Origin of the sequence: Pseudomonas chlororaphis subsp. aurantiaca, assembly GCF_013466605.1 — a bacterium.
GTDB classification, from domain to species: Bacteria; Pseudomonadota; Gammaproteobacteria; order Pseudomonadales; family Pseudomonadaceae; genus Aquipseudomonas; species Aquipseudomonas chlororaphis_I.
Genome location: NZ_CP059162.1, coordinates 2,244,572 through 2,261,757, shown reverse-complemented (window position 1 = coordinate 2,261,757; position 17,186 = coordinate 2,244,572). Strand labels below are relative to the sequence as shown.

30 protein-coding genes are annotated in these 17,186 nt (G+C 53.3%); 8 read left to right on the top strand and 22 right to left on the bottom strand.

The genetic code is table 11. The annotated features are described in order from the left end of the window. Nucleotides 1-278 precede the first annotated feature (278 nt). The 6 genes from H0I86_RS10460 to H0I86_RS10440 form a co-directional block, all read right to left on the bottom strand. Nucleotides 279-1,040, bottom strand: coding sequence for an LvrA C-terminal domain-related protein (locus H0I86_RS10460; RefSeq protein ID WP_180924941.1), 762 nt, complete (start codon nt 1,038-1,040; stop codon nt 279-281). Nucleotides 1,041-1,043: 3 nt separating this feature from the next. Further along, nucleotides 1,044-1,265: a hypothetical protein gene (locus H0I86_RS32085; protein ID WP_258019421.1), complete on the bottom strand. Its 222-nt coding sequence runs from the start codon at nt 1,263-1,265 to the stop codon at nt 1,044-1,046. Beyond that, nucleotides 1,262-1,525, bottom strand: coding sequence for a hypothetical protein (locus H0I86_RS10455; RefSeq protein ID WP_180924940.1), 264 nt, complete (start codon nt 1,523-1,525; stop codon nt 1,262-1,264). Before H0I86_RS10455 ends, H0I86_RS32085 begins: the two co-directional genes overlap by 4 nt. Continuing rightward, on the bottom strand, nt 1,522-2,058 hold the full coding sequence (locus H0I86_RS10450; RefSeq protein WP_180924939.1) for a hypothetical protein: 537 nt from the start codon (nt 2,056-2,058) through the stop codon (nt 1,522-1,524). Before H0I86_RS10450 ends, H0I86_RS10455 begins: the two co-directional genes overlap by 4 nt. Before the next feature lie 225 nt (nt 2,059-2,283). Next, a complete protein-coding gene (locus H0I86_RS10445) occupies nt 2,284-2,706 on the bottom strand; it encodes a phage regulatory CII family protein (protein ID WP_180924938.1) in 423 nt (140 codons plus the stop codon). Nucleotides 2,707-2,830: 124 nt separating this feature from the next. Beyond that, entirely contained in the window at nt 2,831-3,076 is a 246-nt protein-coding gene (locus H0I86_RS10440; RefSeq protein WP_180924937.1) for a transcriptional regulator, read from the bottom strand. A 98-nt stretch (nt 3,077-3,174) separates the two neighbouring features. Here H0I86_RS10440 and H0I86_RS10435 point away from each other — a divergent pair, with 98 nt between their 5' ends. Beyond that, nucleotides 3,175-3,600: a helix-turn-helix domain-containing protein gene (locus H0I86_RS10435; RefSeq protein ID WP_029527289.1), complete on the top strand. Its 426-nt coding sequence runs from the start codon at nt 3,175-3,177 to the stop codon at nt 3,598-3,600. Between the two features lie 53 nt (nt 3,601-3,653). On the opposite strand, the gene H0I86_RS10430 is transcribed toward H0I86_RS10435, so the two are convergent. From H0I86_RS10430 to H0I86_RS10410, 5 genes are all read right to left on the bottom strand, one after another. After that, nucleotides 3,654-3,968 carry a helix-turn-helix domain-containing protein gene (locus H0I86_RS10430; RefSeq protein WP_124304706.1) on the bottom strand — a complete coding sequence of 105 codons (315 nt, stop codon included), beginning with the start codon at nt 3,966-3,968 and terminating at the stop codon, nt 3,654-3,656. Further along, complete coding sequence (locus H0I86_RS10425; RefSeq protein WP_062823026.1) at nt 3,965-4,309, bottom strand: hypothetical protein; 345 nt, start codon at nt 4,307-4,309, stop codon at nt 3,965-3,967. The genes H0I86_RS10430 and H0I86_RS10425 overlap by 4 nt, the downstream gene beginning before the upstream one ends. A gap of 133 nt (nt 4,310-4,442) precedes the next feature. After that, a complete protein-coding gene (locus tag H0I86_RS10420) occupies nt 4,443-5,153 on the bottom strand; it encodes a phage antirepressor KilAC domain-containing protein (RefSeq protein ID WP_258019420.1) in 711 nt (236 codons plus the stop codon). 80 nt (nt 5,154-5,233) lie between these two features. After that, nucleotides 5,234-5,632, bottom strand: a complete 399-nt coding sequence (locus H0I86_RS10415; protein ID WP_029527292.1) for a DUF3077 domain-containing protein — start codon at nt 5,630-5,632, stop codon at nt 5,234-5,236. Next, the gene (locus tag H0I86_RS10410) at nt 5,613-5,774 is read right to left on the bottom strand and encodes an Arc family DNA-binding protein (protein WP_016704884.1); all 162 of its coding nucleotides are present in this window, start codon (nt 5,772-5,774) and stop codon (nt 5,613-5,615) included. The genes H0I86_RS10415 and H0I86_RS10410 overlap by 20 nt, the downstream gene beginning before the upstream one ends. A 145-nt stretch (nt 5,775-5,919) precedes the next feature. Here H0I86_RS10410 and H0I86_RS10405 point away from each other — a divergent pair, with 145 nt between their 5' ends. Next, the gene (locus tag H0I86_RS10405; RefSeq protein WP_180924936.1) at nt 5,920-6,357 is read left to right on the top strand and encodes a helix-turn-helix domain-containing protein; all 438 of its coding nucleotides are present in this window, start codon (nt 5,920-5,922) and stop codon (nt 6,355-6,357) included. Nucleotides 6,358-6,452: 95 nt separating this feature from the next. Here H0I86_RS10405 and H0I86_RS10400 read toward each other — a convergent pair whose 3' ends face one another. The 4 genes from H0I86_RS10400 to H0I86_RS32465 all read right to left on the bottom strand — a co-directional run bounded on the left by H0I86_RS10400 (nt 6,453) and on the right by H0I86_RS32465 (nt 8,965). Next, nucleotides 6,453-7,109 (bottom strand): hypothetical protein, encoded by a 657-nt coding sequence (locus tag H0I86_RS10400; protein WP_180924935.1) that lies wholly within the window; start codon nt 7,107-7,109, stop codon nt 6,453-6,455. Then, nucleotides 7,076-7,929 (bottom strand): IS5 family transposase gene (locus tag H0I86_RS10395; RefSeq protein WP_180924934.1). Its coding sequence is split into 2 segments (ribosomal slippage): nt 7,076-7,581 and nt 7,581-7,929, totalling 855 coding nucleotides; the frame shifts between segments, so codons are not numbered across the junction. The genes H0I86_RS10400 and H0I86_RS10395 overlap by 34 nt, the downstream gene beginning before the upstream one ends. A 57-nt stretch (nt 7,930-7,986) precedes the next feature. After that, a complete protein-coding gene (locus tag H0I86_RS10390) occupies nt 7,987-8,223 on the bottom strand; it encodes a hypothetical protein (RefSeq protein WP_180924933.1) in 237 nt (78 codons plus the stop codon). A gap of 661 nt (nt 8,224-8,884) precedes the next feature. Then, nucleotides 8,885-8,965, bottom strand: coding sequence for an Nmad2 family putative nucleotide modification protein (locus H0I86_RS32465; RefSeq protein ID WP_180925812.1), 81 nt, complete (start codon nt 8,963-8,965; stop codon nt 8,885-8,887). Nucleotides 8,966-9,086: 121 nt separating this feature from the next. Here H0I86_RS32465 and H0I86_RS10380 point away from each other — a divergent pair, with 121 nt between their 5' ends. Further along, nucleotides 9,087-9,470: a hypothetical protein gene (locus H0I86_RS10380; RefSeq protein ID WP_180924932.1), complete on the top strand. Its 384-nt coding sequence runs from the start codon at nt 9,087-9,089 to the stop codon at nt 9,468-9,470. Here the strand turns inward: H0I86_RS10380 and H0I86_RS10375 are convergent. After that, a protein-coding gene (locus H0I86_RS10375; RefSeq protein ID WP_180921255.1) for an IS3 family transposase occupies nt 9,463-10,625 on the bottom strand; the annotation gives its coding sequence in 2 pieces (ribosomal slippage) (nt 9,463-10,370 and nt 10,370-10,625; 1,164 coding nt in all). The two genes, H0I86_RS10380 and H0I86_RS10375, sit on opposite strands and share 8 nt — an antisense overlap. 149 nt (nt 10,626-10,774) lie before the next feature. After that, on the bottom strand, nt 10,775-11,248 hold the full coding sequence (locus H0I86_RS10370) for a hypothetical protein (protein WP_180924931.1): 474 nt from the start codon (nt 11,246-11,248) through the stop codon (nt 10,775-10,777). 228 nt (nt 11,249-11,476) lie between these two features. On the opposite strand from H0I86_RS10370, the gene rhuM reads away from it, so the two are divergent. Then, a complete protein-coding gene (gene rhuM, locus H0I86_RS10365; RefSeq protein ID WP_180924930.1) occupies nt 11,477-12,505 on the top strand; it encodes a RhuM family protein in 1,029 nt (342 codons plus the stop codon). Nucleotides 12,506-12,550: 45 nt separating this feature from the next. Here rhuM and H0I86_RS10360 read toward each other — a convergent pair whose 3' ends face one another. The 4 genes from H0I86_RS10360 to H0I86_RS10345 form a co-directional block, all read right to left on the bottom strand. Beyond that, nucleotides 12,551-12,790, bottom strand: a complete 240-nt coding sequence (locus tag H0I86_RS10360; protein WP_124303182.1) for a hypothetical protein — start codon at nt 12,788-12,790, stop codon at nt 12,551-12,553. A 26-nt stretch (nt 12,791-12,816) separates the two neighbouring features. After that, complete coding sequence (locus tag H0I86_RS10355) at nt 12,817-13,128, bottom strand: hypothetical protein (protein ID WP_180924929.1); 312 nt, start codon at nt 13,126-13,128, stop codon at nt 12,817-12,819. A 244-nt stretch (nt 13,129-13,372) separates the two neighbouring features. Next, nucleotides 13,373-13,603 (bottom strand): hypothetical protein, encoded by a 231-nt coding sequence (locus H0I86_RS10350; protein ID WP_096373587.1) that lies wholly within the window; start codon nt 13,601-13,603, stop codon nt 13,373-13,375. Nucleotides 13,604-13,640: 37 nt separating this feature from the next. After that, complete coding sequence (locus H0I86_RS10345; RefSeq protein ID WP_180924928.1) at nt 13,641-13,850, bottom strand: hypothetical protein; 210 nt, start codon at nt 13,848-13,850, stop codon at nt 13,641-13,643. A 542-nt stretch (nt 13,851-14,392) separates the two neighbouring features. On the opposite strand from H0I86_RS10345, the gene H0I86_RS32080 reads away from it, so the two are divergent. The 4 genes from H0I86_RS32080 to H0I86_RS10325 are packed head-to-tail and all read left to right on the top strand — an operon-like array spanning nt 14,393 to nt 16,520. Next, complete coding sequence (locus H0I86_RS32080; protein WP_258019419.1) at nt 14,393-14,866, top strand: hypothetical protein; 474 nt, start codon at nt 14,393-14,395, stop codon at nt 14,864-14,866. Then, the gene (locus tag H0I86_RS10335) at nt 14,854-15,102 is read left to right on the top strand and encodes a hypothetical protein (protein WP_180924927.1); all 249 of its coding nucleotides are present in this window, start codon (nt 14,854-14,856) and stop codon (nt 15,100-15,102) included. The genes H0I86_RS32080 and H0I86_RS10335 overlap by 13 nt, the downstream gene beginning before the upstream one ends. Nucleotides 15,103-15,147: 45 nt before the next feature. Beyond that, the gene (locus H0I86_RS10330) at nt 15,148-15,381 is read left to right on the top strand and encodes a hypothetical protein (RefSeq protein WP_039593925.1); all 234 of its coding nucleotides are present in this window, start codon (nt 15,148-15,150) and stop codon (nt 15,379-15,381) included. Then, entirely contained in the window at nt 15,381-16,520 is a 1,140-nt protein-coding gene (locus tag H0I86_RS10325; protein WP_180924926.1) for a tyrosine-type recombinase/integrase, read from the top strand. The genes H0I86_RS10330 and H0I86_RS10325 overlap by 1 nt, the downstream gene beginning before the upstream one ends. Here the strand turns inward: H0I86_RS10325 and H0I86_RS10320 are convergent, their stop codons facing one another. Next, nucleotides 16,521-17,099 (bottom strand): hypothetical protein, encoded by a 579-nt coding sequence (locus H0I86_RS10320; protein ID WP_180924925.1) that lies wholly within the window; start codon nt 17,097-17,099, stop codon nt 16,521-16,523. Nucleotides 17,100-17,186: the final 87 nt, after the last annotated feature.

The following is a 17,186-nucleotide window of genomic DNA, read 5'->3' as shown; positions in this document are numbered from 1 at the left end:
CCGCAGTAGTCCTGTAACTGTCGAATGTGCACCCTTGGAACCGTGGTGCAATACCGGCGCCTACGAGCAGCCTGTTGAGGTCCTCAGCCTTCTTCCTACCACTCGCCTGGGTATATGCCTCACTCGGCCTTGGTGCTGTATGCAGGGCCTCCCAGTGGCAGTGCTTACACCCCCGAGCAAGCACAGAACCATCGAACTGCTCTATCTCTGAACTGTTCACCGAGCTATGGATCGGGCATTCGATATCAAAGAAACGAACACGAGGCTGCCGACAAAAATTAGAAGTTAGCTTGGCCATTCGGCACCTCCGGATACATCTCCTGGGTATGGTTCGGCAGGCCGTGATAGGCCGAACTTTTGGAAGCAACTGAACCTACACTTGGAAGGAGCTCATCCTCCCAACGGCGAGCATTCAGCCAGGAGGCGGGCAACGGTATGTACTGGCCACCGTCCTTCTGCCATTCAGGTTGCTTACAGTGTTCAGCTAGAGCCTTGAGTATCACGACCTGTTGCTCACTCGATGGCGCAAGCTTCTTCCAAGCCTGTTCAGCAGCCGGTCGTTTCTGTCGACGAGGGTAGAGTTTGTAAAATTGGTCAAAACCTTCCGCCAGGTCAGTTTTGGACAAAGGTTCTTCAGTCCTTACTGGTTTTTTCAGTCCTTGCTTAATATCAATACTTACTAGTGTCGGATTTGCCGTATACGGCTGAGCCGTTTCCGGTAAAGCCGGAAGCGGTGTTTCAGAGACCAAATAGTTGATTTCGCCAAGCACTCCAGTGTCAGAGCGATTCTGCTCACGACGCACATAGCCAGCGCTGATCAACTCCTGCAGCAGGGAATACACACCGTCCCGTCCAGTTGGTTTTGTTGACCGCACAGTCTCCCCACGAAGATGCGCGACCGAAATTTCCCAGTGATCAGGCTTACCCAGAAGGAATACCAGCAACCCGCGGGCCGCCCAGCTAAGCCGGGCGTCCTCGCTGATCCCTTTGTCGAGTAGGTAGAAGTTCACCTCAGGACGAGGCGCCCGAATGATCCCCATAGTTCAGAGCTCCATCTCGTCAGTGACTCGTTTGATGAACGCGTCATACGACTCAGCCATGACGAAGCCCTGATCTTCCAGAGCCTGTCTGTATGCCTTTGCACTCCCGTAAAGCACCCAGCGATCGCGCTCAGGCAGACTTCGGAAGCTGGCATAGTTGGGCCAAGGGCCGGCGATCTTGCAGGCTGTAGAGGGCTCGACATGAGGTTGCCGTAAAATGCTCATAGAGCACCCTCCTCGCTCGTCTGCTTTCCCAGTAGGTCCTGCAGCTTTTCTGCTCGAACCATCAGTTGGGTACCAACGACCTGCAGCCCAGCAGCCATTCCTCCTAGGGTGTAGCCATTGAGAATCCTTTCGACAGAGCAAGGTGCTTCAGTAGCCAAGTCGTTGAAGAGACGACCAAGGGCATCGACGAAGTAGCCTGCGTAGTGCATCGACTCGGCTTCATTAGCGATGCGTTTCAAAGAGAGGTTTTGCTGGCTCATTGAGCAATCTCCCCATTGATAGATACAGCCAATCCAGCATTTGCTTTGAGCAAGACTTCTTTCTGATTAACACGATCAAGGTTCCTACCCGCCTCTCTAGCAGCCAACATCAACCAAGGAGATAGACGCGTCATGAATCCAATCGCCTGGCCTTGCAGAGCATCAAACTCTTCGTCGGATGCTGTTCGAGCAGCTTCTAGCCAACTACTTGCTACCTGCCCAAGGAGGGGAATCGCCATATCGCTCTGCGACTGTTCGCGTAAATGAATCAACATGAACATGGCAAGCCACCCTCCTGCGTCACATCCTCCGCCGTAGCCTCCGGTCATAGGAACATTCCAAAAACTGAACTCACCTTTAGGAGTACTTCTGCCAACAAACGGAAGGCGATGGCAGGGAATTTTGGCGCGCGGATTTAGCTTGAGTTCAGCAACGAGCTTCGTGGCCTTCCCCCCTTTAACAACGGTAAGTTTCCGAGTCGCAAGCGCCCGCACATTCGATTGATCTTGTTCACTACGGATTGCGTGTGCCATGATTAGGTACCTCTTCGAGATGTGTTGTCCTGGTTGCACAGGACGATTAATGAGCCCGGTTCCCGCCGGGTTTGTTGCTTTCTGGGCCGGGCGAATCTCATCATCCACCCTTTTGAAATAATGCAAGTCCTGCTCTGCTGAGCTGTTTCAGGTGAGCAATCTCATGGTCACTGATGCGATGGATCAGTTGAGTATCAGCACCGTTTAAGACTGTCCTCGGCCTGCTCAAGCCGCCTTCACCGACTCCTCCAGTACCAGCAAGCTCTGCCGCACGTGGCCGATTTCTTTCTGGATGCCTGCCTTCTCGATTTGCGTTACACGACCATCCGCCAGGGCGTCGTGAACAGCGCGAGAGACGTCACCTGACTCTGCAGCCAAGTGCACCAATGCCTGAACCAGGCTGACCCCTTCAGGTCTCACTTGAGGTACCAGCGCATAGCCCAAGGCACTTGCCAGAAGCTGAAGCGGCTCAGGGTTCTTGCTGTGCACCAAGATCTGTAGGAACTGCTCCAGGTTCAGCCGGTGCGAGTCGTCGTTCGGGTTACTGCGGTTGAGCAGCGCGGTGTGGCTCATACCCATCAGGTGGGCCAATTGCTTCGGCCCCGCCTCCAGCACTGCCTCATGAATTGCGCGATGTACCTGTTCCATTCGGGAAACCTCTTTGGAGTTGTCGTGGCAGTGTTTTCGCCTGATGAGCACAATGAGCTCACCGCCGCAGGAAGGCTTTTAATCAAGTTTAAAGACTGAGTTTCTGGGCTAGCCGAGGCCGAAATCAGGCGGCGGATTGCTTCGTTTCGGTCGCGGTATTTCGCAAATACGCCCAATCGACATCAGGCCTGAGCTCCTCACAGGTCACCTCCCTCCCCGACTCGCGTTCGAGCTTGATAGCGAGAGCTGGATTAGCCCGGCGTACGTTGTAAGCAACTTGCTTGAGCTGGCCCACACTGGTATCGCAACGCTTAGCCAGGGCTTCCAGCGAAACGGCGTCCAGGGAGCGCATGAATTCGATTAGCGTCATGGTCATCCTCCTAAGGACTTCAGATTACACATTGCTAATTCGTCGCGCAATAGCTATTTGTCATTTACCATTTGCTAATTCAGGGACACTATTCGCCTATGGATATGAAAACTCTTCGGGCCGAAGCGCTGCGGCGTGTCATCGGCCCACTCAGTCAGAAAGACTTCGCCGACCAGCACGATCTGGACGCTTCCTATTTGTCCCAGATCCTCAACGGGCATCGAGGCCTGGGCGAAAAGGCAGCCCTCAATCTCGAGCAGAAGATCGGCCTGGCACCAGGCGTCCTGGTCAACCCGAACGGCTACGGCTCAAACCTCATCGAGGGTGAGTTCACCCGCCACGAAGTTCGAGATCAGCCATCCCCTGCCTACAAAGCCCTGCAGCAAACCGCCTCGCCCAGGGCGATCGCCGTGATCGAAAAACTGGCCAGAGCCGCGGCAAAGGGCAAGCTCAAAGAGTCTGATCTGGTGCTGCTGGAAGGCATCGCCGGCCTGCTCGAGAAGGCAAACGCCGAAAAGCCTTAAGCCAGATGCAAAAAGCCCGGCACTTAGGCCGGGCTTATGGGGTAGTCAACGCTTCAAACAGTGTTAAGGCGCTCGACCATATCAGGGAAACGCTGGACCAGCTTAATCAGCAATGCTGCCTGGGCATTCGGCTTTGACTTCGACTGCTCCCAATTCTTCAGAGTATCCGGACTGGTCCTGATCTGCCTGGCGAATACTGGCTGCGACATATGAAGCTTTTCACGGATAGAAATGATCTCAGCGGCAGTCACCTCTGGTGCAGGGAGAGGTTCCATCTCGTACTGACGAAGAGTGATCTTCCCCTTCCGGTGCTCGCCCATCTCTTCCACACCCTGCATCAACTCAGCAAATAGATCGCGCTTTTTCATTTCCCACCTCGCTTTTTCAGCTCTGCATCTATCGCAGCTTTCAGTGCCTTCTCCTGGTCGGAAGTCAGCTTTGTAACCTCGTCCTTGTCGTAGATCGAAAACATCCAAAACTGATCGTTATCAAGCAGCCAGTAGTAGATGACACGAAGCCCACCACGCTTCCCCTTTCCTCTACGGGAGTCATGCCAACGAAGCTTTCTGAATCCCCCCGTACGCGGCATCACGTCGCCAGCCGTAGGGTTCGCCTGCATCTCCGCCTGAAGCTGCCGATATTCATCGTCAGTCAGATAGTCACCTACCGTGGCGGTAAAGCTTGTAGTTTCAAAGAAGACTGTTTTCATTGGGGGTAAGTATACGCAAATTGCCTACATTTAAACAGCGCAGCCGCACACCCCTTTTCCTGGCCCGCTGATGCGCCATCGAGATTAATCAACACTCCAAACAAAAGCCCGGCGCTGGGCCGGGCTCTGTCTCCTACTCCAACAAGTCCGCCTCCCTGCTCTGCCACATGGCCTGCAGCTTAGTCAGCCCCTTGCCGGTGATCAGCGTCGAGCACGTTGGGATCGTGCCCTGGGTCGGATGATCAAAGGTACCCAGCTTCACATCGAGCAACCCGGCCTCAATCTTCGCTTGGTACGGCTCATTGGTCCTGGTCACCCAGCCCTTCTGCCGCATGAACTGCAGCAATCGAGTGCGGCCAGTGCCAATGATCTTTGCAGCCCGGGCAGCGTTGTACGTCTTGTGTGACACCACAACCATGTCGTGGAAAGCCACCTTCGGCGCGTCCTGCTCCACCTTCACTTCCAGCAGATGGTTCTCTTTGGTCAGCTCGGTGTTGTCAGCCTCCAACGCGACAACCTTTGTCACGTTTTCATTAAGCAACGCCAATAGGGTTCGAGGATCGCGTAGAGCCGCCATGTAGTCGAAGGCTGGCTTGGCGACCTGCTCCTCCAACTCTTGCCAGCGGTCAACCAGGCGGGCCGTGAACTCAGGGCAGAGCTGAGCGACGATGATGTAGGTATCACGCTTGCAGATTTGGTACTCGGCAACGGTCTGCCCCTGATGATTTTTAACATCCCCCATTGGGGGAAGTTGAATCACGCCACGCTCCGCCAGCCTTTCGATGGATTGCTTGACCTTGTCATGGCGAGAGCCAACCAGATCTGCGATCTCGCGAGAGGACATGGCGGTAGGTGGTGCACTTTATTGAATCTGAAAATGTGTCGCGGCGCCCAACGGCTGCCCATGTTGACTGGAGGAGATATTCATCGAGCTTTCTCCAGACCTTCTTGGACAGAGTCGATTACTGCCTTCGCGGAATTCACGGCCCGAAACAAGGACCAAGCATTGCTTGAAGGGATGGCATCCCTCCCCATCGCCATGAATTCGAGTTGGCCTTTCAGCTCGCTGAGAATGCAAGAAGCCTCCACAAGCGCATCCACTGCGGGGATACCTGGCCGAACAGCAAACAGCTCTTGCTGCTCGACATTACAGATTGTGAAGGTGCTCTCAACGGTGACCGGCACCTTGCTAGTGCTAGCATTGAGTTTTCCGGTTACTTCGGTATGCTTATCCATGACGTTTTTCCTAGTAGATTGACGTTCTGCTTCATCGGCCTCAAGCGTTGGCGCGCTTGGGGCTTTTTCATGCCTGCCGTTTTTCATGCGCTAACTCCTGTTCCAGTGACTTTCGTAGCCGCGAAACAATCTCCTTGCTGAGACTCCGATCATTTTTCCGGGCCTTATCAGCCAAGAGAGAACGCATCGCATCTTCGATTCTTATCCCTATGACCTTCTTCTCTTGCATCTCATCTCTCCTTTGCTGGTTCCAACCTGTTGCCTAAAGCGACTTTATTGGCCTTTGTTGCCTTTGTAAATGCTTTTGTTGCTTTTTTTGCACTTTTAACGCTGTAGGTGTATTTTCAAAACCTTCTATAGCTTTGGGGTGCTTGATGGACAACGGTTTTGGAAAGCGTCTAGCCCACGCTCGCGCAGAAAAAAATCTGACTCAAAGAGAGCTCGCCGATGCCGTCGGGATTACTTGGTCCCAGATTTCTCGATATGAAGCTGGTAAAGCAAAGCCACGCCTTGCCGTTCTGCTCAAGTTAGCCGATGCGCTAGGGACAACGTCTGAGACACTATCTGGAGATGCCGAGGATGATAACGGTCGTGAGATTACTCTTATGCTTACTGACCAAGAAACCAAAGAAATTGAAAGGTTTGCTGAGTCAGAAAGCCTAAATTTCAATGATGCCGTTCAAAGGATAATGGCTATGGGACTCAAAATGAGGTACGACAAGAACCCTGATATGCGTGCACAGTTGGAGGCAGACATGCCAGGTGCATACGAAAAGCTTCTGAAACTACTAGCCAAGGACCTGAACGAATAGTCCCGCATCTCCATCAGCACAGACTAGATCAATATCCCAAAGCGAAATAGTCCTGCTTACACGCAGACTGTACGGTATGCGCGCAGACCGTAAGCCTACCGTTGTGATTGCTCGTACTGACCAATCCATTCGTATAACGTTCTTTCTTTTACGCCGTTAACCCGAGCAACAATCCGTACAAAATCAGCACGGCTTTTGTATTCGTGCTTTGATTCAGCCCACTCGTTGACGAGCTTGCTTTTGAGTAGATTTGTAGGAGCATGCCTACTCTTACTTGCTTTTTTGGCTCTAGATCCCAAAGCAAGGCTAACCGAATCTATGCACTCCCTATATAGTTTCGCAGACGATAAATTCGTTTGGACGATATCAATTGCTTCATCCAGCCCCCGCCCATCTATATGACTTGCAATGACACAACTATCCACGTGCATAACCGCTATCGCAGCAAGCAATTTCTCAAAATCAGGAAATTTATCCGCAGATATTTCACCACTAATTATTGAGTCTTTTGACACCCTCATGAAAACATCTAAAAGCCAACCAAATGGGGCATCTGTAATTTCTGAGACTAAATTTTTTACAGGCGCCTCATCCGCATTTGAGTATAAAACTAATACATCTGCATCAATCCAACTTTGCACGACTGGTGCAAATTCCTCTTCAATGTCAGAAATTTCCCCATAAATCTCTTTAAAGTCCTGAATCGTTGGATTTCGTCCTAGGGTCTGTACGAAAAGTAATGTCGTAAACACCGCATGGCGCAGGCCAGCGAGACCATCGCTGCATAACTTTTCGCAAGCTTGTCGAACCGCGTAACGATGCGGCGATTCTCCTTCAGCCAGCCGAACATACGCTCGATGATATTGCGCTGCCGGTACTTGGGACGATCAAACAGTCTCGGCAACCCCGGTTTGGGTTTGCGCTTCATGCTGCGCAGAGGGATCACCGGCTGCATCCGATACCGGTCGCAGTAACGACGCAAAGCTTCAGCGTCATAACCTTTATCTGCAAGCAACCACCGACAGCGTTTGCGGGGACGACCGCGCAAACTTGGAATGTGTGCCTCATCCAGCAACGGCTGGGCATAAGCGATATCGCTGGCTTGCCCGCCCGACAACAGAAATTTCAGTGGCACACCATTCGCGTCGCACAGCATGTGGATCTTGGTCGTCAGGCCGCCCCGGCTGCGCCCGAGCGCGTGATCTTGCGGTTCTTCAGGCCCCCTTTTTTCCCAGCACCAGAAGAGGCCCGGGTTGCGCGTACTGCGGTGGAGTCAATCATCCAGGTCTCCAGATCAATCAACCCTTGCTCGTTGAGCTTGATATGAAGCCGCTTAAGCATCTGGTCAAACGCTCCACGATTGCGCCAATCACGAAAACGTTGATAGACCGTTGACCAGGGGCCGAAGCGCTCAGGCATGTCGCGCCAGGCAGCGCCGGAGCAGAGCACCCAAAGTATGCCGTTGAGCATCAGGCGATCATTTGTTCGCGGTCGCCCGCTACGGCGCGGTTCATTGAAGATGTCCGCAACCAAATCCCAGGCTGCGTCGGGGAGTTCGTACCGTTTGGCCATCGTGGGCTCCTGCCTTTGATGGACGCGGACTTTACTGAATCTCGACGCCGGTGGAATTCAAATTGGTTTCAGCGGATTTCGTACAGAGCCTAGTTTTTTTGCAACCACGACGTATGCCTCACGCCCAAGACGCCAAACAGACGGAAGCGAAGACAGCCCACTCCATTCCTTGCCATACCAAGACTTATCGCTTGGCACACCATCGAGTCCTATAAACAACTTCTCCTTAAACCCTGGCTTGCCTTCAGCGAAGGTTAAATAAGGATCCACAGCCAAAAATCCGCTGAAGCTCATGTCCTACTCCGCATGCAGCACCTTTTAGCTGTCTATCCAACCAGCAATAGCACTCAGTCTATCGCCAGTTAGCAAAAGGTAACAGCCAGCGCTGCACAACCCAGGAACACAACCGGGAATGCCGTCATGGCATAGGCCCATGAGGTGGGTTATCGTCAACCAACCCCGAGCACCGATCATCAGGGAAGGAAAAATGGGACTGTTCACAAAATGGAGGCTCGCTCGATACCTTCGCATTCAAGAACGCGAGTTATCAGCTTTTACTACACAGCTCAGCCAAATGGACTCCGATGAGATCGGCATGATCGTCGCCTTGGCCGCGGACACTCGAAACCGACTAGAGGAAACAGGTTTCCTTCTGAGTGATCCAATTGGAGCTTACACAGTTCAGCCGGAAACCCCTTCCGCCCTCAACGGGATGATCAGAACCCTCCAAACTGAAGGACGCCTTCAAGAGGCCGCTGCTGTGATGATTTGGCTCCACACTTCACGAGTCGGAGCACGACTAGAGCTAAGGCCCCTAGCAAGACAAATGTGGAGAGAGCTTGAGAGAGGTTTTCCTCATGCCAAGGAGGCATCAATGGCACTCATGAGGATGCTCTTCCGGCCGATTCGACTTGATGGTTACGACCAGTTTCCGAAAGGCCTTTCCCCAGATCCCCTATAGAGTTAGAACGCCTCCATAGGGATTCGGGGCAAAGCCAGTGTCATGGGTGATGACATAGCCATAGATTCGAGTCATGTGTAGTGCTCCCTGCTTGCCCTCCCTGAAAGAAGGAACCCGCTGTACCCGTTGCTAATGGTGTTACAAACACTCCGAATGATACGGTCGTTCTCCTCGCCCCGCCTGCAGAGATGAGAGCATGGCCGCACTCGAAAAGCGTCATCCCCGTGAGTCGTTCACCAAAAAGCTGATCCGGATCTGCCAGAGGCTTGATGAGCATTCCATCCGTAGCATCACCCACAAGCACATTTACCGTGAGTTCACTTGTGAGCTCGAAATAACGTTGATCTGGGTTGTGGGATCTTATGCCCGCGGTGCAATGACGTGTGGTGACCTGGATCTGGTGATAGGGCTGCAAAATAAAGGTGTCGCACCCTCGACTAGGAGCTGGGCCAAGGCCTTCTTTGGCTCCCCTTCCCTCGTTCGCTACTACCCTGGCAACCCGAGCGAAAACGCATCAGGCGTAGCTTTCCCTGAAGCAATCCTGATCTGGTCAGGTCCAGGATGTGTAGTGGTCAACTAATCCCGGACACGACGTTAAGTTTTTTCTCGGCCTGAGCCGGGGCCAGCCCATCGTTGAACTGGTGCGGTCGAGTCCAGTTGTACCGATGCATCAGGTAATGACTGATGTCTCGGTGCGCCTCTTGAGCCGTCATGTAGCCCACGGTCGGTATCCATTCAGTTTTCAAACTGCGAAACACACGCTCCATCGGCGCATTATCCCAACAGTTTCCACGACGGCTCATGCTTTGGCGCATGCGGTAACGCCAGAGCCGTTGGCGAAACTGGCGACTGCCGTATTGCGAGCCCTGATCCGAGTGAAACAGCAGTCCTTGAGGCCGGCCACGCTGCTCGTAAGCCATATCCAGAGCCTTGATCACTAAGTCCGCGTCCGGTTTGCTCGACAGCGCCCAGCCCACAACTCGGCGCGCATAGAGATCCAGCACGACAGCCAGGTAATGCCATTTCCCTTGGGCCCAGATGTAGGTGATATCGCCACACCAGACTTGGTTGGGTGCCGGCACTTCAAACTCTCGATTCAAGATGTTCGGAATATCCGGCCGCTCAACCGTCGCTTGTTTGTAAGCATGTGATCCAGGTTGTTTGCTGACTAACGCCAGCTCCCGCATCAGACCACGCACCTTGAACCGTCCGATTTGCTCGCCATCTTCCTGCATCATCGACACAATGCTGCGGCTGCCGGCGGCGCTCCGACTTTGCGTGAACAACTCATTGACTCGACTGCGTAACCGAAGTCGTTCAACGTCCGGAGTTCGACATCTGAGGCGGTGGGCGTAGTAGCACGAACGAGTGATATCAAAGACGACACAAAGCCAATCAACCGGCTCTTGGGTGCTCAGTTGATCAATCAGCGCGTGCGTTCGTGCTCTTCCGACATCAAGAGCGCGGTAGCCTTTTTTAAAATGGATTTCTCCCGCTCAAGACGAGCGATCCGGGCTTCCAACTCCTGGATCTTCTGCTGCTCGGGCGTCAGCGCTTTTGTCTGCGGAGTAACACCACTGCGCTCCTGCTGGAGTTGGTTAACCCAGCGACGCAACGCGGACTCGACCACCCCGAGCGAGCGGCAGGCCTCGATATGGCTATAGCCTTGATCGAGCACGAGAGCTGCAGCCTCGCGTTTGAATTCAGCGGAAAAGGAACGACGTTGCTTGGTCATCAGACACCTCTATCTGGCGAGCATTCTCGCCTAAATGGGTGTCCGGTTTCATTAGACCACTACAGGTTGCCGCCCTCCCCTCAACCTAAAGCAAAAAGCCCGCTCATTGGCGGTGGATCGACTTCCGTCTAGGGGGGAAGAGAAAGGCATCAAATGTGGGCAATTAGCTGCTGCCGATACCCACTCTCATCTATCAGGACCGGGTACCTGCCTTCATCGATCAGTGAACGTAGCTGTTGTGAATGGCTCGATTGCCTAAATGCAACCTGGCACTCGGCGGCATCAAAAAAACGCCTCAGATGCGGCAGGACCAATGTGAGTAGCTCTGACTCAATTTTCAACGAGATGGTGACGATGTCCAGTTGATCGGTGGGGTCCCGATACAGGTCGATGATCAGGAAGCTCTTATTTTTATCGGACGGATAGACGTGGACATCACCAGTGCCAACAGGAGTGTCGTCAAAATAAGCGTCATACAGGTCGCCAATGTTGAGCGGGACTCCCATAGCGCTCAATGCTGCTGATAGGTCAGCGTTGGGAATGTGCTCGTCCTCTATCCAGGTGACAAAGTCGGGCATTGAGACACAGATATCGAACTCATTGGCGCAGATGATAGGAGTCACTGGAAGCAGATCCTGGCAGTGGAGACTGGTGATCGTATCACTTTGGTATGTCGTCCCCTCTCAAAGTGGCGAACACTGTTCATTCAGCTACTCATCGATTGTCTTGGTGGGGACGCGAGAAACAAAAAGCCCGGCGCTGGGCCGTGCTTTGTCAATCCGCACGGGTTTGTTGCTGCGACTCAAGTGAAGTGGCATCGTTGCTGGAAACGCCGTCCCAAGGAGTAACGCATGACGATGGAAGATGATTCTATAAAACCGAGCGAAAACACAGTCTCGTTCGTGCGCGATGGTTCCAAAGTAAAGCTGAAGTTCGAGCCGGGTCAGCAAGCAATGTGGGCTACAACCCAAAACATGGCGGACCTTTTTGAAACAACAGCAGACAACGTAGGGCTGCACCTAAAGAACATTTTTGCGGTTGGCGAGCTTGAAGAAAAGGCAACTACCGAGGATTTCTCGGTAGTTCGCAGGGAGGGTGGTCGCTTCGTGGAGCGGACATTAAAGCATTACAACCTCGATGCGATTCTGTCGGTCGGATACCGTGTTAACGCCAAAAATGCCATTGCATTTAGGCAATGGGCTACGCAAACCCTCAAGACCTATCTTGAGCAAGGGTATGTGATTAACGAGAAGGCTCTCCGTGAGTCTCCTGAGAAATTAAACAAACTCGCAGCGGCAGTTCGAGCCCTTCGGTCGGAGGAGAAACAGGTCTACGCGAAGGTTCGTGAGTGCTTCAAGATTTGCTCTTCGGACTACGACCCAAACTCAAAAACAGTCAGAAGTTTTTACGCCTTGCTGCAGGACAAGTTTCACCACGCGGTCACGGGCATGACGAGCTCGAAGCTGATCCTGGATAGGGCAGATCATAAATCCGAATCAATGGGCATGCAGACGACACGTGGTGACTTTCCAACGCTTGAAGAGGCTAAGACAGGAAAAAACTACCTCAATAGCGATGAGTTGTACCGGCTACACCTTTTATCTGAGCAGTTCATGCTTTATGCAGAAAGCACAGCGCTCACAAAGAAAGAAATGACCATGAGCTCGCTTCACCAAAAGCTCGATCAGCTTCTTATTTTCAACGACTACCCAGTCTTTAGTGGGTATGAAGACTTCATAAAAGACGAAGCTTTGAGTCATGCAAGGCAGGAGCTTGGCCTGTTCAAAAAACGCAAAAAGATTGAAGCACTAGGTTATGAATACAACGAAGAAGCCCTAGCCGCCGGTGAGTATGACGATCTGTTGATCGAAGATTTATGAGGCGATGGGCGGGAGCATCTGTCAGATATCTCGCCTAACGCAAAGCTATTCTAATCCAGCACGCACAATCCTTCCCGCCTTCACCTCTTCCGAATACCCCTCAAGCTTGTCTTCAGTCTCCTGAAACTGTAGGGCGATCTCCATCAGATCGTTGGCGCCTTGCTCGTCGCCGGCGGCCAGTAGGCGCTTTGCCACACCGAACAGGTCAACGCCTGCCCACTTTAGAGTGGCTGCCGCCTGTTTCAGGTCGCGGCGTAGTTCTTGGTTAGGTTTCGGGAGGGGCATGGCGTCTCCATAGCGGCGTATCTGCATTACCGCTCGTATTTCTTCCCGCCGGTAGAGATTAGGTAAAGCCACTCTGAATACGGTAGGCGCACAATAATTTTCGTCTTACTCACCACCGCGCCCATGGTGACGCCTCGGCAAAGCAGGCTAACACCGCCCTGCAGTCGATCGCACATTGCGTCCGCGCTGTCGATAAAGTTGGTCTTATTCAAACGCAGCATTATCACAGTGCGGCCCTCGGGCACCGCGCCGATCGGTGGCACGACAAAAATAGTGATCTGGGTGTAGATCACTACCGCGATCAGGGCAACAAATCCAGCAGTTATCAGCTTTTTCATGGAGTCCTTTCCGATTTTGTGTGTGCGACGTGACTGCCTTGCCGTGAGTACATTGCCTGCCAGAGCACGCGCCCTAAGCCTCACCCGACCTTCGAGTAGTATAGGTTCAGTGCTATTAGCTCAATAACAGCCACCATCACGCAGAATGCAACAAAGCCTCGCGTGAAGACCCTGCGAGGCTTTTCGTAAGGCTGGAGATTAGCGAGACCGCCGAGAAGGTCGGATAAAAAATCGAGCAGCCCCATCAGCTATTAGCCTTCGCCCTGGTGATACGTTGATCTTTCACCTCATCCGCATAAGCCTTCAGTCGGTCCGCTTGCTCATGCAGCTTTTCGATTGTATCCATAGCCTCCAGAAGCTCTACATCCCCGCGCTGTTTTGCCAACCTGAACATTTCCAGGGCAGCTTCTTCGAGGGAAAATGCAGCGGCTTTCAAGTCACGGCGTAGCTTTTGATTCGGTTTAGTGAGGCCCATGGTGAACTCCTAAAAATCCCCGCCGCGCCAGTCCTTCTTAATGGAGAGTCACAACCTTGCGACTTTCTCCAATCCTTATCCGATCCAGCGCCCGGTTTAACGCGTCCAGGGCGTTAAGCAGGGCCTGCGCCTCAGTCTCTCGTCCATCGCCCCAAAGCCGCTCAGCCATTTTGTTGAGGGCCTGGATGGATCGCTCGATATCAGCAGCAGTTGCTGCTTTGGTATCCGCCGGCTGTTTCTTTGCCATTCAATAACACTTCCGCGGCGCTGGGGGATCAGCGCAAAAACATCGCCTATCAGAACACAGGCCTCCATCAGATCTGAAAGCCCTGAAGCTGGCGTCAATACGAATTTTTCGGTACGAAATCTAGCACCATTACTTCGCCACTACGATTAGCAACGCCCCTTCCCTGACCTGCTCGAAAAATTAGCAAACTGAAATTTAGCAAAATGCATTGCATAAAAATTACATTATGCTAATTTAGCTAACGTCACTCAAGACGCTGACCCACCCCATCCATTTTTGCGACAGCCAACAACGCGGCAGGCCACCGGCTTGCCTGGAGAAAAGCATGCACACGGCCACAACACCCTCCCAAGGAAATGAATTCGCCAACCTTGGCGCTCGTCTGATTCGCTTCGGCCAGGCGCTACAGGAAGGCTCAACAACCGTAGGTGAGCTCACCTCCCTGGCAGCAGCATGCGGTATCAGCTTCAAGCTGAAAGCTACTGCGGAACAGGGAGAGCCCCAGAATGGCTAGGACACTCCTTCGGGCCCGAAGCAAGGGTGTGGCCTTCTACCTGAACTCTGAAACCTCATCCCCCAATACCGGGCACCGGAATCGCTACCGTCTATTCAAGACGGAAAATTACGGCCGCGAAAAGTCGGGCTGGATTCAAGTGGGTTCGATTGCTGGTAGGGAGTTGATGGAGATTCAGGGAGAGATAGCCTTGCTCGAAGCTTGTGAGGCGCTATTCAGCAGCAAGAAACCTCATCGTTATGAGCGTCATGGAGCAATCCGCGGTAAGCCTGGTAAATGGGAAGGCAAGGCATTTCCTTATCGGATAGGCGTGGCCGCTGGTAATTCAGAAGGAGTTCGCCACAGCCCGCGAGTAGTCGGCTCTTGCCTGACAACGGGCCGGGCGAACAACTCAACAGTAGCCGCGCGCAACGCCGGCAGCCATCAGAAACATCCGAAACCCCAACTCAACTTTCAGAAGCCTGCCGACGGCGGGCGAGGGATTCCTGCATGTCCGAATTAACGTACGACCAGAAACTGATCCACTACGCGACAGCACCCAAAGCCTCTGCCGGCCCCATCCGCCAGATCGAGAATCGAAAAATCGTCACCTATTGGTGCGGGAAGCTGCGCGGCGAGTTCATCAAAATCGGCGCTAACTGGAGATCTACCACCAGGCGGGAGGCCATCGAATCGGCCCGCCTGTTCCGAGAGCAATGCCAGAAGGAAGCTAAAGACAAAGGTCTGCTGCCCACGTAATCCCATCACCACCTTCTGCCGCCACGAGCGGCCTGGAGCAACATCATGGCAAAAGTCATTGCCCAAATTACGGCCAGGCTACCCCGCCTCATGGAGGCCGGCGAATACAGGAAGCTGCGGTACGCTGGCGGGAAGCCGAGCCTGCAACAGTTAAAAAAGTGGATTGAAGAAGGAGAAGTTGTGGGAGAGGTAAAAGGCGGGATGTATTTCGTGGACCTGCAGGCGGTTGTGCTGGGGTCGAATGACCCCCTGCTCGCCAAGATGATGGAGGTGGGCTGATGGCTCCGCCGCGCGCCAGGACAATCAAAAACCGGGATCTGCCGGCCAACCTTTACCCAAACGGGAAATATTGGCAATACAAGAACCCGATCACCGGCAAGAAGACCAGCATAAACAAGCCGATGGCGGAGGCCATCAAGCTGGCCAATGCCGCCAACGCGAAGTTGCTGCCCCTGCTGGCCGACGATGGCGCGCTGCTGGCAATGCTCACCGGCGAGGCCGCGCCGAAGTTCAGCGGCTGCCTTGAGCGCTTCGAGAAGGAATGGCTGGGCACCCGGAACTACGCCGAGCGGACGCTGAAGGAGATCAAATTCAAGCTGGCCCGGTATCGGGAAGACCTGGGCGATTTGATGATGGGGCAACTGGACGTGCTGACCGTGGCGGAATACCTGGACGGCTTCGAGAACAACGCCTACACCAAGCACCGCGGGCTGCTCGTCCAGATATTCGCCTTCGCCGTGGCCAAGGGCCTGTGCGAGCGTAACTCGGCTGAGCTGACACTGGTCAAAAAGGAGGCCGAGAAGAAGCGCCAGCGCCACACCGTCGATGGTTTGAACACGATTTTGAATTACGTGGGGACACCGATCTGGCTGAAGCGCGCCATCCGGCTGGGGTTGCTGAGTCTTCAGCGGCGGGAAGATATCGTGATGTGGCCGAAGTCGGCCGTCGACCTCGAACAGAACACCATCAAGGTGTCACCCGGAAAGACGCAGAACTATGGCAAGCCTGTGCACCTGGAGATTGCCATGGGCCCAGCATTACGCGAGGTCGTTGCCGAGTGCGTGCGATCTCCGGTTGTGTGCCCGTACCTGATCCACTACTCGCCGAAGGCCCGCAAGCGCACGCAGCTCGACGCCAAGCTCCACTGGAACGCAGTAACACCTGACTACCTGACCAAGTCATTCGCCCAGGCGCGGGACGATTCCGAGGCCTACAAGGACATGCCGGCCGGCGAGCGCCCCACCTTTCACGAAATTCGTGCATTGGGTGCCTGGTTATATGAGCAACAGGGTTTCCCGCAGGAATACATCCAAGGCCTGATGGGTCACGCCGACGTCAAAATGACTGAACACTACCAGGCGGGCCATGGCGATGATGCAGTCGTGTATATGAAAGTCAGCGCCGAACTTAAAGCGTAGTCACTTCACGAAATATTCTTCGGCCGATGAAAGGAACTTAGAATAAAAATCGTGTGCCAGCTTTGCGATTCCACACACATCAGCCGAGTTTATTGCTATGCCAAGATGGAACCTTGGAACGGGATACATGACGCCTCTATTCATGATGGGAAGAAGCGTCATCTTTTCTGGAATGAACACAACTGACAACTTCTGAGGCGAGAGAATAGAGACGTTTCCAGAATCATCAAACGTCATCTTTTCGATATAGAGTGATTTTCCCGCCGCAGGGTTTATTCCGATGCCACCCGCATGACGCTGAACAATCTGTTCAACTGAGTGCTCTTCAGCACCTCGAGCATTTATCAGATACGACAAAAGCTCATCAGTATTTCGCAGTCGCTTGTATTTCCCCCACCAGCAATCCCACTTCGGGCTTTTCTTGAAGTGGGCATGGGCCTTGTTAAAGCAACGCTCAAGCCTGGATAGAAAGCCTTTCCATGCCTCTTCAAAGTCATCAAGGCTTTTTGCGCGCTCCATCTCTACGATGAACACACCTGCTTTATCTAGCTCACTTTTTGGCGCCGGAGAATGCTGCATTCAAGGATCCGCTTTGGCTCTATCGGGAAACGTTTTCCCAAAGTATTCCCAAAGTTTGCCCAAACCGCAGACAACAAAAAAGGGCCC

What these genes read in the sequence shown, in the direction of transcription:
- H0I86_RS32465 (WP_180925812.1), bottom strand. Translation starts at nt 8,965, where the DNA reads ATGACTCGAATCTATGGCTATGTCATCACCCATGACACTGGCTTTGCC.
- H0I86_RS10350 (WP_096373587.1), bottom strand. Translation starts at nt 13,603, where the DNA reads ATGGGCCTCACTAAACCGAATCAAAAGCTACGCCGTGACTTGAAAGCC.
- H0I86_RS10345 (WP_180924928.1), bottom strand. Translation starts at nt 13,850, where the DNA reads ATGGCAAAGAAACAGCCGGCGGATACCAAAGCAGCAACTGCTGCTGAT.
- H0I86_RS10330 (WP_039593925.1), top strand. Translation starts at nt 15,148, where the DNA reads ATGGCAAAAGTCATTGCCCAAATTACGGCCAGGCTACCCCGCCTCATG.
- H0I86_RS10420 (WP_258019420.1), bottom strand. Translation starts at nt 5,153, where the DNA reads ATGTCCTCTCGCGAGATCGCAGATCTGGTTGGCTCTCGCCATGACAAG.
- H0I86_RS10380 (WP_180924932.1), top strand. Translation starts at nt 9,087, where the DNA reads ATGGCCGCACTCGAAAAGCGTCATCCCCGTGAGTCGTTCACCAAAAAG.
- H0I86_RS10430 (WP_124304706.1), bottom strand. Translation starts at nt 3,968, where the DNA reads ATGAAAAAGCGCGATCTATTTGCTGAGTTGATGCAGGGTGTGGAAGAG.
- H0I86_RS10450 (WP_180924939.1), bottom strand. Translation starts at nt 2,058, where the DNA reads ATGGCACACGCAATCCGTAGTGAACAAGATCAATCGAATGTGCGGGCG.
- H0I86_RS10405 (WP_180924936.1), top strand. Translation starts at nt 5,920, where the DNA reads ATGGACAACGGTTTTGGAAAGCGTCTAGCCCACGCTCGCGCAGAAAAA.
- H0I86_RS10455 (WP_180924940.1), bottom strand. Translation starts at nt 1,525, where the DNA reads ATGAGCCAGCAAAACCTCTCTTTGAAACGCATCGCTAATGAAGCCGAG.
- H0I86_RS10325 (WP_180924926.1), top strand. Translation starts at nt 15,381, where the DNA reads ATGGCTCCGCCGCGCGCCAGGACAATCAAAAACCGGGATCTGCCGGCC.
- H0I86_RS10355 (WP_180924929.1), bottom strand. Translation starts at nt 13,128, where the DNA reads ATGAAAAAGCTGATAACTGCTGGATTTGTTGCCCTGATCGCGGTAGTG.
- H0I86_RS32085 (WP_258019421.1), bottom strand. Translation starts at nt 1,265, where the DNA reads ATGAGCATTTTACGGCAACCTCATGTCGAGCCCTCTACAGCCTGCAAG.
- H0I86_RS10335 (WP_180924927.1), top strand. Translation starts at nt 14,854, where the DNA reads ATGTCCGAATTAACGTACGACCAGAAACTGATCCACTACGCGACAGCA.
- H0I86_RS10415 (WP_029527292.1), bottom strand. Translation starts at nt 5,632, where the DNA reads ATGAAAAACGGCAGGCATGAAAAAGCCCCAAGCGCGCCAACGCTTGAG.
- H0I86_RS10360 (WP_124303182.1), bottom strand. Translation starts at nt 12,790, where the DNA reads ATGCCCCTCCCGAAACCTAACCAAGAACTACGCCGCGACCTGAAACAG.
- H0I86_RS10390 (WP_180924933.1), bottom strand. Translation starts at nt 8,223, where the DNA reads ATGAGCTTCAGCGGATTTTTGGCTGTGGATCCTTATTTAACCTTCGCT.
- H0I86_RS10440 (WP_180924937.1), bottom strand. Translation starts at nt 3,076, where the DNA reads ATGACGCTAATCGAATTCATGCGCTCCCTGGACGCCGTTTCGCTGGAA.
- H0I86_RS10320 (WP_180924925.1), bottom strand. Translation starts at nt 17,099, where the DNA reads ATGCAGCATTCTCCGGCGCCAAAAAGTGAGCTAGATAAAGCAGGTGTG.
- H0I86_RS10435 (WP_029527289.1), top strand. Translation starts at nt 3,175, where the DNA reads ATGGATATGAAAACTCTTCGGGCCGAAGCGCTGCGGCGTGTCATCGGC.
- rhuM (WP_180924930.1), top strand. Translation starts at nt 11,477, where the DNA reads ATGACGATGGAAGATGATTCTATAAAACCGAGCGAAAACACAGTCTCG.
- H0I86_RS10410 (WP_016704884.1), bottom strand. Translation starts at nt 5,774, where the DNA reads ATGCAAGAGAAGAAGGTCATAGGGATAAGAATCGAAGATGCGATGCGT.
- H0I86_RS10445 (WP_180924938.1), bottom strand. Translation starts at nt 2,706, where the DNA reads ATGGAACAGGTACATCGCGCAATTCATGAGGCAGTGCTGGAGGCGGGG.
- H0I86_RS10425 (WP_062823026.1), bottom strand. Translation starts at nt 4,309, where the DNA reads ATGAAAACAGTCTTCTTTGAAACTACAAGCTTTACCGCCACGGTAGGT.
- H0I86_RS10460 (WP_180924941.1), bottom strand. Translation starts at nt 1,040, where the DNA reads ATGGGGATCATTCGGGCGCCTCGTCCTGAGGTGAACTTCTACCTACTC.